The sequence below is a fragment of the Amycolatopsis orientalis DSM 43388 genome (genome assembly GCF_000411975.1).
Classification (GTDB): Bacteria; Actinomycetota; Actinomycetes; order Mycobacteriales; family Pseudonocardiaceae; genus Amycolatopsis; species Amycolatopsis orientalis_D.
Window position 1 is genome coordinate 1 of sequence record NZ_ASXG01000037.1, and the last position, 16,613, is coordinate 16,613.

General features: G+C 68.5%; 14 protein-coding genes. All 14 read right to left on the reverse strand.

Annotated features, from left to right (window positions below; genetic code table 11):
* Positions 1 to 134 precede the first annotated feature (134 nt).
* The 14 genes from nuoN to L942_RS06565 all read right to left on the reverse strand — a co-directional run bounded on the left by nuoN (position 135) and on the right by L942_RS06565 (position 16,002).
* Complete coding sequence (gene nuoN / locus L942_RS06500) at positions 135 to 1,706, reverse strand: NADH-quinone oxidoreductase subunit NuoN (protein WP_051165766.1); 1,572 nt, start codon at positions 1,704 to 1,706, stop codon at positions 135 to 137.
* A 12-nt stretch (positions 1,707 to 1,718) separates the two neighbouring features.
* On the reverse strand, positions 1,719 to 3,269 hold the full coding sequence (locus tag L942_RS06505; protein ID WP_037356197.1) for an NADH-quinone oxidoreductase subunit M: 1,551 nt from the start codon (positions 3,267 to 3,269) through the stop codon (positions 1,719 to 1,721).
* A gap of 1 nt (position 3,270) precedes the next feature.
* Positions 3,271 to 5,178, reverse strand: a complete 1,908-nt coding sequence (nuoL, locus tag L942_RS06510) for an NADH-quinone oxidoreductase subunit L (RefSeq protein WP_037356200.1) — start codon at positions 5,176 to 5,178, stop codon at positions 3,271 to 3,273.
* 65 nt (positions 5,179 to 5,243) lie between these two features.
* Positions 5,244 to 5,543, reverse strand: a complete 300-nt coding sequence (gene nuoK / locus L942_RS06515; RefSeq protein WP_033291119.1) for an NADH-quinone oxidoreductase subunit NuoK — start codon at positions 5,541 to 5,543, stop codon at positions 5,244 to 5,246.
* Positions 5,540 to 6,430: an NADH-quinone oxidoreductase subunit J gene (locus L942_RS06520; RefSeq protein ID WP_235078920.1), complete on the reverse strand. Its 891-nt coding sequence runs from the start codon at positions 6,428 to 6,430 to the stop codon at positions 5,540 to 5,542. Before L942_RS06520 ends, nuoK begins: the two co-directional genes overlap by 4 nt.
* Positions 6,427 to 7,014, reverse strand: coding sequence for an NADH-quinone oxidoreductase subunit NuoI (gene nuoI, locus L942_RS06525; RefSeq protein WP_037356208.1), 588 nt, complete (start codon positions 7,012 to 7,014; stop codon positions 6,427 to 6,429). Before nuoI ends, L942_RS06520 begins: the two co-directional genes overlap by 4 nt.
* On the reverse strand, positions 7,001 to 8,347 hold the full coding sequence (gene nuoH, locus L942_RS06530) for an NADH-quinone oxidoreductase subunit NuoH (RefSeq protein WP_037356211.1): 1,347 nt from the start codon (positions 8,345 to 8,347) through the stop codon (positions 7,001 to 7,003). The genes nuoI and nuoH overlap by 14 nt, the downstream gene beginning before the upstream one ends.
* Positions 8,344 to 10,806 carry an NADH-quinone oxidoreductase subunit G gene (locus L942_RS06535; RefSeq protein WP_037356214.1) on the reverse strand — a complete coding sequence of 821 codons (2,463 nt, stop codon included), beginning with the start codon at positions 10,804 to 10,806 and terminating at the stop codon, positions 8,344 to 8,346. Before L942_RS06535 ends, nuoH begins: the two co-directional genes overlap by 4 nt.
* Entirely contained in the window at positions 10,803 to 12,083 is a 1,281-nt protein-coding gene (gene nuoF, locus L942_RS06540; protein ID WP_037356217.1) for an NADH-quinone oxidoreductase subunit NuoF, read from the reverse strand. The genes L942_RS06535 and nuoF overlap by 4 nt, the downstream gene beginning before the upstream one ends.
* Positions 12,083 to 12,946 (reverse strand): NADH-quinone oxidoreductase subunit NuoE, encoded by an 864-nt coding sequence (nuoE, locus tag L942_RS06545; RefSeq protein ID WP_037356219.1) that lies wholly within the window; start codon positions 12,944 to 12,946, stop codon positions 12,083 to 12,085. The genes nuoF and nuoE overlap by 1 nt, the downstream gene beginning before the upstream one ends.
* Complete coding sequence (locus L942_RS06550) at positions 12,943 to 14,274, reverse strand: NADH-quinone oxidoreductase subunit D (RefSeq protein ID WP_037356222.1); 1,332 nt, start codon at positions 14,272 to 14,274, stop codon at positions 12,943 to 12,945. Before L942_RS06550 ends, nuoE begins: the two co-directional genes overlap by 4 nt.
* Positions 14,271 to 15,032 carry an NADH-quinone oxidoreductase subunit C gene (locus L942_RS06555; RefSeq protein WP_037356225.1) on the reverse strand — a complete coding sequence of 254 codons (762 nt, stop codon included), beginning with the start codon at positions 15,030 to 15,032 and terminating at the stop codon, positions 14,271 to 14,273. The genes L942_RS06550 and L942_RS06555 overlap by 4 nt, the downstream gene beginning before the upstream one ends.
* Positions 15,033 to 15,038: 6 nt before the next feature.
* Positions 15,039 to 15,587: a NuoB/complex I 20 kDa subunit family protein gene (locus tag L942_RS06560; protein ID WP_037356228.1), complete on the reverse strand. Its 549-nt coding sequence runs from the start codon at positions 15,585 to 15,587 to the stop codon at positions 15,039 to 15,041.
* 4 nt (positions 15,588 to 15,591) lie between these two features.
* Positions 15,592 to 16,002 carry an NADH-quinone oxidoreductase subunit A gene (locus tag L942_RS06565; protein ID WP_037356234.1) on the reverse strand — a complete coding sequence of 137 codons (411 nt, stop codon included), beginning with the start codon at positions 16,000 to 16,002 and terminating at the stop codon, positions 15,592 to 15,594.
* Between the last annotated feature and the right edge of the window lie 611 nt (positions 16,003 to 16,613).

A 16,613-nucleotide genomic window follows, 5' to 3' on the forward strand; every position in this document is an offset into this window, starting at 1 on the left:
GGTGCTTGTCAAGGCATCTTTCCCGCCTTGACAAGCACCCCCGCGCCGTAGTCACACTAAAAATCGGGGTGCCCGGCCTCACCACCGGGGCGCAATGTCGCCGCCAGGCGACGAGCCGCCCGCCGACCCGAGACTCAGGAAGCAAACCCCCCAGCCCCAGCCCAATCCAACGCAAACGCCGGAAGAACCCCGAGCACCAAGGTCACCACAACCCCCAACGCAATAGCCGCCGTAGTAAACCCACCAGGCACAGTCACCGTAGGTCCATCAGCAGCCGGTTCGGAGAAGTACATCAACACGATGACCCGCAAATAGAAGAACGCAGCCACCGCGCTGAACACCAACGCGACCACCACCAACGGCGCCATCCCGTCCGACAACGCCGCCGAGAACACCACGAACTTCCCGACAAACCCACTGGTCAACGGAATCCCCGCCAACGCCAGCAGCAGGAACGTAAACACCCCGGCCAGCAACGGCGACCGCTTGGCCAACCCTGCCCAAGCGGACAGATGGGTAGCCTCGCCGCTGGAATCCCGGACCAGCGAAACCACCCCGAACGCGGCCAGGGTCGTGAACCCATACGCCAGCAGATAGAACAGCGTGCTGGACAACCCGTCCTGAGTCATCGCGATCGCACCCACGAGTAGGAACCCGGCGTGCGCGACCGACGAGTAAGCGATCATCCGCTTCACGTCGGTCTGCGTCAGACCGAGAATCGCCCCGAGTGCCATCGAAATGATCGCCACGGCCCACATGACGCCGCGCCATTCCCAGCTGGTCGAGGAAAACCCGACGCTGAGCACCCGCAGAATCGCGCCGAACGCGGCCACCTTCGTGCAGGCGGCCATAAACCCGGTCACCGGAGTGGGCGCGCCCTGGTAAACGTCCGGCGTCCACGTGTGGAACGGGCCAACCGAACCCTTGAACAGCAGGCCCACCACGAGCAACCCCAGGCCGGCGAACAACAACGTGTCCGACCGGTCCGACCCAGCCGCCGCGTGCGCGATGTCCGCCAGCTTCACCGAGTCCGCGTAGCCGTACAGCAGCGCCAGCCCGTACAGGAAGAACGCCGACGAGAACGCCCCCAGCAGGAAGTACTTGACCGCGGCTTCCTGCGAGATCAACCGGCGACGGCGAGCGAGACCGCACATCAGGTACAGCGGCAGCGAAAGCACTTCCAGCGCGATGAACATCGTCAGCAGGTCATTCGCCGCGCAGAAGGTCATCATCCCGCCGAGCGCGAACAGCGTCAGCGGAAACACCTCAGTCTGCGACGTCGTCGCGGCGCCGGCCTGTGCCCGGTCCTGCACAGTGCCCGGCCGGATCGCCGCCCGCGCCACGAACGCGCCGCCCGGCTCGACCTTCCGGTCCGCGATCAGGAACACCGCGCCGAGCCCGAGCAGCAGCAGCGTGCCCCACAGGAACAGCGACGGCCGGTCCACCGAGATCGCGCCGGAGAACGTGGTCGTGCCTGCCTTCGTGGCAGTGGAACCGGTCGCGTAGAGGATCAGCGAAACCCCCGCGGCGAGGATCGCGACGAGGGAGATCGTCACCTGGATCCCCCACCGCGTGGCCTTCGGCGCGAAGGCTTCGACCAGCACGCCGATGCACGCGACGCCGAAAACGATCAGCATCGGCAGCACGGCCGCGTAGTCGACCGAAGGCACTTCCAGCGGCGCTGCCGGCGCCTGCGCCAGGAACATGTCGAGCACGGTTTACTTGCCTCCCTGCACGGCAGACAGCGTCGCCTGCACCGACGGGGTGATCGTGTCGAGCATCGGCTTGGGGTAGAAGCCCAGTCCGATGATCAGGATGACCAGGGGCGCGAGGATCGCGATCTCGCGTTTGCCGAGGTCGGTAATGGCCTTGCGAGCGCCGAGTTCCGGCGCGATCGCGGTGCCCGGTCCCCCTCCGACGCCCACCAGGGCGTCGCCGCGGACCGGGCCCTGCATGATCCGCTGGTACAGCCACAGCACGTACGCCGCGGCGAGCACCATGCCCACGGTCGCGAGGATCGTGTACACCGGCTGGTCCACAAAGGACCCCAGCAGCACGAGGAACTCGCTGACGAACGAGTTGGTCCCGGGCAGCGACAGCGCGGAAAGCCCGGCCAGCAACAACATTCCGCCGAGCAGCGGGGTCACCTTCGCCATGCCGCCGTAGTCCGAGATCCGGCTCGACCCGCCGCGCATCACGATCAGGCCGATCACCACGATCAGCATCCCGGTCGACAGGCTGTGGTTCAGCATGTACGACACCGAACCGACCATCGCCTGCTCGTTGAAGGTGAAGATGCCCAGCGCGATGAACCCGAAGTGGGCGATCGACACGTAGGCGATGAACCGCTTCATGTCCTGCTGCCCGGCCGCGAGGATCGAGCCGTACAGCACGCCGATCACCGACAGGATCAGCACCAGCGGCGCGAGCGCCTTGCTCCCTTCTGGGAACATCGGCAGGCAGTACCGCAGGAAACCGAACGTGCCGACCTTGTCCAGCACACCGACCAGCAGGACCGCGACGCCGATCGGGGCCTGTCCGGCGGCGTCCGGCAGCCAGGTGTGGAACGGGACCAGCGGCGCCTTGATCGCGAACGCGAGGAAGAAGCCGAGGAACAGCCAGATCTGCGTGCCGGTCGGCGCGTCGCGCACCACCGTCACCAGCGTGGCCCAGTCGAACGTGCCCTTGCCGATCTTGTCCGAGGCCAGCGAGTACGCCCCGATCGCCGAGGCCAGCATGATCAGGCCGCCGAGGAACGAGTACAGGAAGAACTTCACCGCCGCGTACTGCCGGTTCGCGCCGCCGTAGCCGCCGATCAGGAAGTACATCGGGATCAGCATGATCTCGAACAGCACGTAGAAGAGGAACACGTCGGTCGCCGCGAAGACGCCGATCGTGATCGCCTCCTGCAGCAGGATCAGCGACAGGAACCCGCCGGCGCTGCGGCCCGCGGGCAGTTTGTCGGTGAGCCCGAGCCCGCCCACGACGATCGGCACCAGGAGCGCGATCACCGCGATCATGATCAGCGAGATGCCGTCGGTGCCGAACGAGATGTGGATGCCGAAGCTCGGGATCCAGTCCATCGTGGTGGCCTGCTGGATGCGCGCGCCCGAGGGCGAGTAGCTCGCCCAGAACGGGATGACCAGCAGGAACTCCACAATGGACACGGCGAGCGCCGTGGCGACCGCGGCCCGGTCGTTCCCCTTGAGGAACGCCAGCACCAGCGAGCCGGCCAGCGGCAGCAGGATGAGCGCCAGAAGCCAAGTCATGTCAGGAGAACCTCACCAGCAGAAGGGCCGCGAGAAGCAGGAACGTGCCGCCGAGCATGGACAGTGCGTACGACCGCACGAATCCGGTCTGCGTCCGGCGCAGCCGCCCGGACCCGCCGCCGAGTGCCGCGGCGAGGCCGTTCACCGCGCCGTCGACGCCGCGGTTGTCCACGTACACCAGCGCCCGCGCCAGCCAGGTGCCCGGGCGGGCGACCAGGGTTTCGTTGAGCGCGTTGCCGTACAGGTCCTTGCGCGCCGCGCGAACCGGCCAAGACACCCGCTCGGGCTTCTCGATCGGGACGTCGCGCGAGGGACGGAACAGCCAGACCGCCAGCAGCACGCCGAGCGCGGCCAGCACCAGCGTCGCCGCCGGGACCGTCCACGACGGGATCGGGGTGTGCTCGGCCTCCGCGTACTGGCCGACCACCGGGGACAGCCAGTCGACGAACCGGTTGCCGATCGCGAAGAACGCGCCCGCGCCGACCGAGCCGACGGCGAGGATCGCCATCGGGACCCACATGATCGGCTTGGACTCGTGCGGGTGGAAGTCGCGGCCGTCCGAGGACTTGATGTCCTTCCAGCGTTCCTTGCCGAAGAAGGTCATCATCATCAGCCGCGTCATGTAGAAGGCGGTGAGCCCGGCGCCGATCACGGTGGCGAGGCCGAAAGCCCAGCCGCGCCAGCCTTCCTGGCCGAACGCCGCCTCGATGATCGCGTCCTTCGTGTAGTACCCGGTGAGGAACGGGAAGCCGATGATCGCCAGGTAGCCGAGGCCGAAGGTGACGAAGGTGATCGGCATCCGCTTGGCCAGCCCGCCGAACTTGCGCATGTCGACCTCGTCGTTCATGCCGTGCATGACCGAACCGGCCCCGAGGAACAGCCCGGCCTTGAAGAAGCCGTGCGCCACCAGGTGCATGATGCCGAGCGCGTAAATGCCCGGCCCGAGGCCGACCGCCAGCATCATGTAGCCGATCTGGCTGACCGTCGAGTACGCGAGCACCTTCTTGATGTCGTCGTAGGCACAGCCGACGACGCACCCGAGCAGCAGCGTGACCGCGCCGACCAGGGTGACCACCAGCCGGCCGTCCGGCGTCGCGGTGAAGATGACGTTGGAGCGGGCCACCAGGTACACGCCCGCGGTGACCATGGTCGCCGCGTGGATCAGCGCCGACACCGGGGTCGGGCCCTCCATCGCGTCCGGCAGCCACGCCTGCAGCGGGAACTGGCCGGACTTGCCGCAGGCGCCCAGCAGCAGCAGGATCGCGATGGCGGTGACCGCGCCCGGCGGGATCTTGCCCTGCGCGACGCCCTCGAAGACCTGCGCGTATCCGGTCGACCCGACGTACTTGAACATCAGGAAGATCGCCAGCGCCAGCCCGACGTCGCCGACGCGGTTCATCAGGAACGCCTTCTTCGCCGCGGTCGCCGCGGACGGGCGGTTCTGATACCAGCCGATCAGCAGGTACGAGGCGAGACCCACGCCCTCCCAGCCGAGGTACAGCGTCACGAAGCTGTTGCCCAGCACCAGGACCAGCATCGAGGCGACGAACAGGTTCAGGTACGCGAAGAACCGGTACCGGCCCTCGTCGTCGGCCATGTACCCGATCGAATAGAAGTGGATCAGCATGCCGACGCCGGTGATCAGCAGCACGAACGTCAGCGACAGCGCGTCAATGCGCAGCCCGAAGTCCACCTGCAGCTGGCCGACCGGGATCCAGGAGTAGACCTTGGTGTCGGCGACCGAGTGGCTGTCGGTGGAGAAGAACAGGATCACGGCGTACACGAAGGCGAGCGTGACGGTGGCACAGCCGAGCAGGTGCCCCCACGCTTTCGCGCGTTTGCCGGAGAGCAGCAGAACGAGGGCGCCGAGGGCGGGAAGGGCCACCAGCAGCCACGATGATGCGGTCACTCGCGGAGCCTTTCTGGGGCGCGCAGCGCCACCGTTGAGGGTGGGTGGTGGGGATGAGGCGGCACTCAGTACTTCAGCAGGTTCGTGTCGTCGACCGAAGCCGAGCGGCGGGTGCGGAAGATGGCCATGATGATCGCCAGTCCGACCACGACCTCGGCGGCCGCGACCACCATCACGAAGAACGCCATCACCTGGCCGTGCAGCCCGCCGTTGATGCGGGCGAAGGTGACCAGGGTCAGGTTCACCGCGTTCAGCATCAGCTCGATGCACATGAACACGACGATCGCGTTGCGGCGGACCAGCACGCCCACCGCGCCGATGCAGAACAGCAGCGCGGACAGCAGCAGGTAGTAGCTCGGGGTCACTTTCCTTCCCCTTCTTCTTCCTCGGCCGGCGCGGGCTTTTCGGAGCCGCCGACGAGTGCGTGCGCGTCGGGCTTGGGGCCCTCGTCCGCGATGAGCTTGCGCTCGCGCATGAGCCGGATCGCCGAGGTGGATTCGATGATCTCCGACAGCGATTCCGGCGCGACCGAACCGTCCGGCAGCAGCGCCGGGGTCGAGACCGAGCTGGCGGTGGCGAACACGCCCGGGCCGGGCAGCGGCGACGGGCGGTCGTGCTGGCCTTGGAAGCGCAGCTTGACCAGTTCGCGCTGGGAGAGCTTGGTCTTGCCGCTGCGGCCGGTGAAGGCCAGCACCATCGCGCCGAGCGCGGCGGTGATCAGCAGGGCCGAGGTCAGCTCGAACGGGAACAGGTACTGGGTGAAGATCAGCCGGCCGAGCCCGCCGGGGCCGCCGCCGGTCTGCTGGTACGGGTCGAGAGGCTGGGCCGGGGTCACGTTCACCATCGCGCGGAACACGCCCGCGGCGATCAGCGCGGCGAGCCCGATGCCGAGCACCCCGGCGGCGAGCCGTTGCCCGCGCAGCACCTCCACCACCGAGTCCGAGCTGTCCCGGCCGACCAGCATCAGCACGAACAGGAACAGCATCATGATCGCGCCGGTGTAGACGATGATCTGGGTGAACCCGAGGAACGGCGCGGACTGGGTCATGTACAGCGCGCCCAGCGTCAGCATCGTGAGCACCAGCCACAGCGCCGAGTGCACCGCGTTGCGGGAGAAGATCATCCCGAGCGCGCCCAGCAGCGACAGCGGGCCGAGGATCCAGAACGCGATGGCCTCGCCGGTCGTCACCGACGCGTCGACGCCGGCGGCCGGGGCCTGCGCGAGAAGGGGCAGGAGGGAGGCGGCGGTCACTGGTGGGCCTCCGTTGCGCCTCGTGAGTGTTCTTGCCGGTTAGAACCGGCATCGCCACTCACGACCCCTGCGGCCAGCTCGGGCCCGTTCACGTAGTAGTCCTGCTCGTTGTCGCCGAGCCGCATCGGGTGCGGCGGCTGCTCCATGCCCGGCAGCAGCGGGGCGAGCAGGTCTTCCTTGGTGTAGATCAGCCGCTGCCGGTCGTCGTCGGCCAGCTCGTAGAAGTTGGTCATGGTGAGCGACCGGGTCGGGCACGCCTCGATGCACAGGCCGCAGCCGATGCAGCGCAGGTAGTTGATCTGGTAGTCCTTGCCGTAGCGCTCGCCCGGCGAGTACCGCGCCTCTTCGGTGTTGTCGCCGCCCTCGACGAAGATCGCGTCCGCCGGGCACGCCCACGCGCACAGCTCGCAGCCGACGCACTTCTCGAGCCCGTCCGGATGCCGGTTGAGCTGGTGCCGGCCGTGGTAACGCGGCGCGGCCGGAGCGCCCGCCTCGGGGTACTCCTCGGTCGCGACCTTCTTGAACATCATCCCGAAGGTGACGCCGAATCCCTTGATGGGATTGAGGAAGTCAGTTGCCGCCATCTTCCGTTCCTTCCTGTGCGGCCGACGCGGTGACGCTGGCCGGCTTGCGCCGCGCGGCCTTCGCCTCCGCCTTGGCCAGCGCCTTCTGCCGCGGCGTCGCGTCCGGGACCCGCAGGTCCAGCGGCGGCAGCGGGTAGCCGCTTCCGGCCAGGTCCACGTAGTCCGATTCGGGCAGCTTCTTGTCCGGGAGCGCGAGGCTCAGCAGCACGAGCACCACCAGCACGATGCCGACGCCGACGAGGATCTGCGGCCAGCTCCACTGGATCGTCTTGATCGCGACCACGACCACGATCCACACCAGGTTGACCGGGACCAGGACCTTCCAGCCGAGCCGCATGAACTGGTCGTAGCGCAGCCGGGGCAGCGTGCCGCGCAGCCAGATGAAGCCGAACAGCAGGATGAAGGTCTTGGCGAAGAACCAGAGGATCGGCCACCAGTTCTGGTTCAGCGGCGAATCGTCGCCGACGAACGGGAACCGCCAGCCGCCGAGGAACAGCGTGGTGCAGAACGCCGAGACGATCACCATGTTGACGTACTCGGCGAGGAAGAACATCGCGAACTTCATCGAGCTGTACTCGGTGTGGAATCCGCCGACCAGCTCGGATTCGGCCTCCGGGAGGTCGAACGGCGCGCGGTTCGTCTCGCCGACCATCGAGATCACGTAGATCACGAAGCTCGGGATGAGCATGTAGAAGTACCAGCCGTGCGACTGCGCCTGCACGATTTCCGACGTCTGCAGCGAACCGGAGTACAGGATCACCGCGACGATCGACAGGCCCATCGCGATCTCGTAGGAGATCACCTGCGCCGCCGAGCGCATGCCGCCGAAGAGCGGATACGGCGAACCGGACGACCAGCCGGCCAGCACGATGCCGTACACGCCGACCGACGAGCAGGCGAGGATCACCAGCACGCCGACCGGGAGGTCCATCAGCTGCAGCACCGTGCGGTGCCCGAAGATCGAGACGACCGGGCCGAACGGGATGGCCGAGAGCGCGATCAGCGCGGGGACCGCGGACAGCACCGGCGCGAGGAAGTACACCTTGCGGTCGGCGGTGTCCGGGATGATCTGCTCCTTGAACGGGAGCTTGATCGCGTCGGCGAGCGACTGCAGGTAGCCGCCGGGGCCGACCCGGTTGGGGCCGGGCCGGTTCTGCATCCGGCCGATCGCCTTGCGCTCCCACACGATCAGGAAGATCGTCAGGACCGGCCCGATCAGCAGGACCACGACCGCCTTGAGCAGGACGAGCCACCACGGGTCGTCGGCGAGCAGCCGGGCGCGTTCGGCCGCGTCCGGGTACTCGGCGAGGAACTGCGTGAGCTGCGGGCTCACTGGTCACCTCCGGAGATCTGCACGAGCGCGCCGTGTCCGGCGGCGAGTGCGGCGCGAACGGCCGAGCCGTCGGAGTTGCCGGGCAGCCACACGACGCCGTCCGGCAGGTCGGCGACCTCGACCGGCAGGGTGATCGACCCGCGCTCGTTCGACACCCGGACCGTCCCGCCGAGCCCTTCGGCGGTCTTCGCCGAAAGCCGCGCGACCGGCGGCCGCTGGGTGCCCTTGAGGTGCGGTTCGTCGTCCTGCAGCGAGCCGTTGTCGATCAGCTGCCGCCAGGTGGCGAGCACTGCCTTGCCGTTCGGGACCGGGGCCGCCGCGGCGGCTACCGACGGCGCGGGCACCGAGCGGGCGACCGGCGCGAGCTTCGCGAAGTCGCCCGCGGCGGCGGCCGGGGTCTGGGTGAACAGGTCGGCGTCCATCTCGACGGCCAGGGTGTCGAGCACCCGGCCGTCCGGGAGGGAGCCGGTGCCCTCGAGCGTGATGTCGAACTCGCGGCGGCGGCCCTCCCAGTTGAGGTAGCTGCCCGCCTTCTCGACCGCCGGGGCGACCGGCAGGACCACATCGGCCCGTTCGGTCACCTCGCTCGCCCGCAGTTCCAGGCTGACCAGGAACCCGACATTGTCGAGCGCGCGGCGGGCCAGATCCGGGTCCGGCAGGTCGTTCGGGTCGACGCCGCCGACCACCAGCGCGTCCAGCTGCCCGCCCGAAGCGGCCTGGAGGATGCCGGTGACGTCGCGGCCCGGTTCGGCCGGAAGCTCGGCGCCCCACTGCTTGCCGACCTCGGCGCGGGCCGCCGCGTCGGTGACCGGGCGGCCGCCCGGCAGAAGCGTGGGCACACAACCGGTTTCGAGCGCTCCGCGGTCGCCCGCGCGCCGCGGGATCCACGCCAGCCGGGCCCCGGTGCGGGCGGTGAGCCGCAGCAGCGCGGAGAACAGGCCGGGGATTTCCGCCGCCCGTTCGCCGACCAGGATCACCGCGCCTTCGCCGCTGAGCGCCGCGTCGAGGTCGGCCGCGTGCTGCGCGATGCCGTCCACCGCGGCCGCTTCTCCGCCGGGTACGCAGGCCAGCAGTTCGCCGAAGGTCTTGCGCACCGAGGAGGTCGTCCACTGTCCCAAGTGGACAACGCGGGTGCGGTTCTTGCGGGCTGCCTTGCGCAGCCGCAGGAACACGATCGGCGCTTCGTCCTCGGGCTCGAACGCCACGCACAGCACCGTGCGGGCGTTCTCGATCTCGGCGAACGTCACTCCGGTTTCCGGCGTGGTGCCCACGACCGTCGAACCGAGGAACGCCAGCTCCTCGTCCGAATGCGCGCGGGTGCGGAAGTCGATGTCGTTGGTGCGCAAGGCGATCCGGGCGAACTTCGAGTACGCGTACGCGTCCTCGACGGTCAGCCGTCCGCCGGTGAGCACCGCGCCGCCCTTGCCCTCGCGGGCCTTCAGCAGCCCGGCCGAGGCGACCCGGAGCGCGTCGGTCCAGGACGCTTCCTCCAGCTCGCCCTTTTCGTTGCGGACGAGCGGACGGCGGATCCGGTCACCGGCCTGCACGTAGCGGAACGCGAACCGGCCCTTGTCGCACAGCCATTCCTCGTTCACCTCCGGGTCCTCGCCGGCCAGCTTGCGCTGGACCCTGCCGCGCCGGAAGTCGGTGCGCTCGGCGCAGCCGGACGAGCAGTGCTCGCACACGCTCGGCGACGACACCAGGTCGAACGGCCGCGACCGGAACCGGTACGCCGCGCTGGTGAGCGCGCCGACCGGGCAGATCTGGATCACGTTGCCGGAGAAGTAGCTCTGGAACGGCTCGCCGCCGGTGGTGCGCGACGCGAGGTCCAGCACGTCGGCGGTTTCCGCGGTGCCGATCTGCTGGTGCGCGCCGCGTTCGAGCAGGGCGATGAACGGGTCGCCGGCGATCTGGTCAGAGAACCGGGTGCAGCGCTGGCACAGCACGCAGCGTTCGCGGTCCAGCAGCACCTGCGACGAGATCGGCAGCGGCTTCGGGAACGTCCGCTTGGTGTCGACGAACCGCGAGTCCGCGCGGCCGTGCGCGAGCGCCTGGTTCTGCAGCGGGCATTCGCCGCCCTTGTCGCAGATCGGGCAGTCCAGCGGGTGGTTGATGAGCAGCAGCTCCATCACGCCCTGCTGCGCCTTGTCCGCGACCGGCGAGGTCAGCTGGGTCTTGACCACCATGCCGTCGGCGACCGTCATCGTGCACGAGGCCTGCGGCTTCGGCATCGGACGGCCGCCCATTTCGACCTCGACCAGGCACTGGCGGCACGCGCCCGCCGGGTCGAGCAGCGGGTGGTCGCAGAACCGGGGAATGCTCGTGCCGAGCCGCTCGGCGGTGCGGATCAGCAGTTCGCCCTTGGGCGCGATGACCTCTTCGCCGTCGATGGTCAGCTTGACGTAGCCCTCGGGGACCGGGGTTTCCGCCGTTTCGGGCTTATCAGGCGCGATCGTCATGCCTGCGCTCCCACCAACTCGCGCTTGTTGCTCTCACACAGAGCCAGGAATTCGTCCCGGAAGTACTTGATGCCGCTCTGGATCGGCGACACCGCGCCGTCGCCGAGCGCGCAGAACGAGCGGCCGAAGATGTTGTCGCACACGTCGAGGAGGGTGTCGATGTCCTCCTCGGTGCCGTGTCCCGCGACCATCCGCTCCAGGATCTGCGCCAGCCAGTACGTGCCCTCGCGGCACGGCGTGCACTTGCCGCAGGATTCGTGCTCGTAGAACTGCGTCCACTTCATGACCGCCCACGGCACCGAAACGGTCTCGTTGAACACCTGCACCGCGGTGGTGCCGAGCATCGAACCGGCCTCGGCCGCGCCCTCGAAGTCGAGCGGCACGTCGAGGTGCTCGGCGGTGAACATCGGCGTCGACGAGCCGCCCGGCGTCCAGAACTTGAGCGGGATGCCGTCCTTCATGCCGCCGGCCAGCTCCAGCAGTTCGCGCAGCGTGGTGCCGAGCGGGCATTCGTACTGGCCGGGCTTCTCGACGTGACCGGAGATCGAGTAGATCTTCGGGCCGGGCGACTTTTCCCGGCCCATCTCGCGGAACCACGACGAACCGGCGTTGACGATGTACGACGCGCTCGCGATGGTCTCGACGTTGTTGACCGTCGTCGGCGCGGCGTACAGCCCGGCGGCGGCGGGGAACGGCGGCTTGAGCCGCGGCTGGCCGCGCCGGCCTTCGAGCGAGTCCAGCAACGCCGTTTCCTCGCCGCAGATGTACGCGCCGGCCCCGGCGTGCACAGTCAGCTCGAGGTCCCAGCCGCTGCCGAAGATGTTCTTGCCCAGGTAGCCCTTCGCGTACGCCTCGCGCGCGGCCGCGTTGAGCCGGCGGATGCAGTGCAGCGCCTCGCCCCGGACGTAGATGAAGCAGTGGTGCGACCGCATCGCGTACGAGGCGATGATGCAGCCCTCGATCAGCGAATGCGGGTCCGCCATCATCAGCGGAATGTCCTTGCAGGTACCGGGTTCGCCCTCGTCGGCGTTGATCACCAGGTAGTGCGGCTTGTCCTCGTTGGGCGGCATGAACGACCACTTCACGCCCGCCGGGAACCCCGCGCCGCCGCGGCCGCGCAGGCCGGAGTCCTTGACCACCTGCACGAGCTGCTCGGGCGTGGCGGCCAGCGCCTTGCGCGCCGCGGTGTAGCCCTCGAGTGCCTCGTACGTCTCGATGCGCCAGGATTCCGGGGACAGCCAGCGCTTCGTGAGGACCGGAGTGATGGGATCTGCCATTACTTCTTCTCCACTTCAGGGAGAGGGACGTCCTTCATGCCCGGGGCGGACCAGCCGCGGTCGGCCGCCAGCTGCGCGCCGCGCAGAGTCTCGACCGCCTGCGACGGACCGTCCACCGCACTGCGGTACGCGGCCTCGTCCTCCGGCCAGAACCCGGCGAGCTGCCGCTCCGCGCCCTTGAAGTCGGTCAGCGCCGCACCGCGCGTCGGGGCGGGCTTTTTGCCTGCCCGCAACGCGTCCACGAGCGCGACCGCCTGCTCCGGCGTCTGGTTGTCGAAGTACTCGTAGTTCACCTGGATGACCGGACCGAGGTCGCAGGCGGCGAGACATTCCGCGTGCTCCAGGGTGATCGAGCCCGGCTCGCCCGGCGTGCCCGCGGTTTCCTCGTGCCCCAGGGGCTTTTCCGGCGAACCGAGGTGCGTCTGGAGCTTCTGGTAGATGTCGTCGCCGCCCAGCGCCGCGCACAGCGTGTTGGTGCAGACGCTCACCAGGTGCTCGCCGCAGGGACGGCGCTTGTACATGGTGTAGAACGTCGCCACCGCGCTGACCTCGGCGTCGGTCAGGTCGAGATGCCGCGCGCAGAAGGCGATGCCCTCCTGGCTCACGTAACCCTGCACCGACTGCACGAGGTGCAGCATCGGCAGCAGCGCCGAACGCGACATCGGGTACCGGGCGATGATTTCCTTCGCCTCGCGGTGCGTGTCGGCGTCGAACACGTCCGCCGCCGGCGTGTCGGCGAGGATTTCCTCCGCCACCGCCGGATCGGGCGCGATCGCGGCGACATCGGTGTCGGCCGCCGCGGCGGCGTAGGTCTTCGTCGCGTCGTGCGGTCCCGGCTCCGGGACCGCGGTCGGGTTCGTCATCGGTCAACTCCCCCCAGCACCGGGTCGATCGAGGCGATCACGACGACGAGGTCGGCCACCAGGCCGCCTTCGGCCATCGCGGGCATCGCCTGCATGTTCACGAAACTCGGCTCCCGCAGGTGCACGCGCAGCGGACGGGTGCCGCCGTCGGACACCAGGTGCGCGGCGATCTCGCCGCGCGGCGATTCGACGGGCGCGTAGACCTGGCCCGGCGGCACGTGGAAGCCCTCGGTGACGAGCTTGAAGTGGTGAATCAGGGATTCCATCGACTGGCCCATGATCTTCTTGACGTGCGCCAGCGAGTTGCCCATGCCGTCGCTGCCGATGGACAGCTGCGCCGGCCAGGCGATCTTCTTGTCCTCCACCATGACCGGGCCCGGCTCGGCCATCTTCACGACCTGCTTCATGATCCGCAGGCTCTGGTGGATTTCCTCCAGCCGCAGCAGGTACCGCGCCCAGCTGTCCGCGTCGGTCGAGGTCGGCACGTCGAACTCGATCTCGTCGTAGCGCGAGTACGGCTCGGTCTTGCGCAGGTCCCACGGCAGGCCCGCGGCGCGCAGCACCGGACCGGTGATGCCGAGTTCGAGGCACGCGTCCAGCGGCAGCACGCCGACGCCCTTGAGCCGGTTCCGCCAGATCGGCTGCCCGGTGAACATCTTGTCGTACAGCGGGAGCCGCTTGTCCATGATCTTGCAGAAGTCGAGGACCTTTTCCTTCCAGTCCTCGGGGAAGTCCTGGGCGAGCCCGCCCGGCCGGATGAACGCGTGGTTCATCCGCAGGCCGGTCAGGTACTCCAGCAGGTGCATGGCTTCTTCGCGCTCGCGGAAGCCGAGCGTCATCGCGGTGGTGGCGCCGAGGTCCATGCCGCCGGTCGCGATGAACACCAGGTGCGAGGTGATCCGGTTCAGCTCCAGGAGAAGCACGCGCAGCAGTTCCGCGCGCGGCGGGGCCTGTACGCCCAGCAGCTTCTCGACGCCGAGGCAGTAGCACATCTCGTTCGACAGCGGGGCGAGGTAGTCCGCGCGCGTCACGAAGGTGACGCCCTGGGTCCAGTTGCGGAACTCCGCGCTCTTCTCGATGCCGGTGTGCAGGTAGCCGACGACCGCGCGCAGCTGCGTGATCGTCTCGCCTTCCAGCTCCAGCACGAGCCGGAGCACGCCGTGCGTCGACGGGTGCTGCGGACCCATGTTGATGACCATGCGGTCGTCGTGCTGGGCGTCGCCGAGCACTTCGTCCCAGTCGCCGCCGGACACGTGGTAGACCGGGCCTTCGGTGGTTTCCCGGACTTCCGCGTACTCGGCTTCCGTCGTTTCGTTGGTGCTGGTCACGAGTACGACCTCCGCTGGTCCGGCGGCGGGATTTCCGCGCCCTTGTATTCGACCGGGATCCCGCCGAGCGGGTAGTCCTTGCGCTGAGGGAAACCGTCCCAGTCGTCCGGCATGAAGATCCGGGTGAGCCCGGGGTGGCCGTCGAAGACGATGCCGAACATGTCGTAGGCCTCGCGCTCGTGCCAGTCCGCGGTCGGGTAGACCGGAACCAGCGACGGGACGTGCAGGTCGTCCATGTCCATGGTGATTTCGAGCCGGATCCGGCGGCGGTAGGTCATCGACAGGAAGTCGTAGACCGCGTGCATCCGCTGCGGGACGTCCACGCCGTAGTCGACGCCGGTGACCGCCATCAGCATTTCGAAGCGCAGGCCCGGGTCGTTGCGCAGCACCTTGGCGATCGCGACGAGGTGCTCGCGGCTGACGTAGAAGGTGATCTCGCCCCGGTCCACGGTGGTCTGGAGGATCGCGGCGGCCGGGATCTTGTTGTCCGCCAAGGCCGCCATGAACTCGTCGGCGAACTCGTCGAACCAGCCGCCGTACGGGCGCTCCGCGGGCGGCGGGCTGTAGGCGGGCAGCCGCAGGCCGCCGTAACCGGAGGTGTCCCCGCTGCCGCGGACACCGAACATGCCCTTGCGCTCGCGGCCGGCGACGACCGGTTCGGCGGGCCGGGCGCCCTGGGGTTCCAGCCCGGCCTCGGGACGTTCGGCGCTGGACTGCGGACCGCCGGTCCGCGGGTTTTCTTCGGAGTTCTCAGGCACCGGTGCTCACTTCTTCGCGTACTTGATCGAGGACGGGATCAGCTCGGTACGGGCCCCGCTGGCCGCGCGGATCGCGGCGCGGCGGGAGTTGATCGGCTCGTCCTGGATCTTGGCGTGCAGCTTGAGGATCGCGTCGAGCAGCATTTCCGGCCGCGGCGGGCAGCCGGGCAGGTACATGTCGACCGGAACGATGTGGTCGACGCCCTGCACCACGGCGTAGTTGTTGAACATGCCGCCGGACGAGGCGCAGACGCCCATGGAGAGCACCCACTTGGGCTCGGCCATCTGGTCGTAGATCTGGCGCAGGACCGGGGCCATCTTCTGGGTCACCCGGCCGGCCACGATCATCAGGTCGGCCTGGCGCGGCGTGGCGGAGAACCGCTCCATGCCGAACCGCGCGATGTCGTAGCGCGAACCGCCGACCGACATCATCTCGAACGCGCAGCAGGCGAGCCCGAAGGTGGCCGGCCACAGGGAGTTCTTGCGTGCCCAGTTGACCAGTCCCTCGAGGCTGGCCAGCAGGATGCCGTTGGGGAGTTTTTCTTCCAGGCCCATGGGTTCAGTTCCAATCCAGGCCGCCGCGCCGCCACACGTAGGCGTACGCGAACCCGACCGTCGCGATGAACAGCACGATCTCCACCAGGCCGAAGACACCGAGCGCGCTGGCGTTCACCGCGAACGGGTAGAGGAACACCATCTCGATGTCGAACAGGATGAAGAGCATGGCCGTGATGTAGTAGGCCACCGGCATCCGGCCGCCGCCGACGAGCGGCTGCGGCGACGGTTCGATACCGCATTCGTAGGCCGCGGTCTTCGCGCGGTTGTACCTGCTGGGCCCGACGAGCGGACCCAGCAGGACGGAGAACACGGCGAACGCCGCCGCGAGCACGAAGAGCAGGACGAGCGGCAGATACACGTTCAGTCCGGGCGCCGCCGGTCCGGGATCGGCCTGCGCCAGCACGGGCACCATCAGCACGGGGTCTTCGCCATCCTTTCCGCGCCGCTGCGGGTTGTTCTCGGGTGGTGGTCCGAGTCCTCGGTTGCGCACCCTAAGGGAGCTGGGTCACACCGCCGAGGGTCAGGGCGCCCTTACGGCCCGTGTCCAGACCACCGCCTGCTTGTGAAATAGTTCACAAGCGACAAGTCGCGGTTGTGAAGCGATTCACAAAGCATGGGGGGAGTGTAGGACGTGAGTCACACTCTTGTCCCTACGGGTTGCGGACTAAGGCAGCCCTAACTTGACCGGGAACTTTCCCAGGACAACCCCCGGCCGCATGGCGAGACCAGCGGTAAAGCCCTCTTGAAGAACCGCGCCGAGCCCCCGGCCCGACTCGATCTTGTGACGTATCACACTGACCGGCCGGACAACCCATTGCTCCACCCGGGTAACCCGCCGCCAAGACACCACCCGCAGCCCAGCACTCCCAACCCATCCAGGCACCCACCCCTCCCCCCGCAGCCGATGCACCCACCAAACCAGGCACCCATCCCTCCCCCGCAGCCGATGCACCCACCAAACCAGGCACCCACCCCTCCCCCGCCCCCGATACGAAGCCAAAAACACGGCGCGGGGGTGCTTGT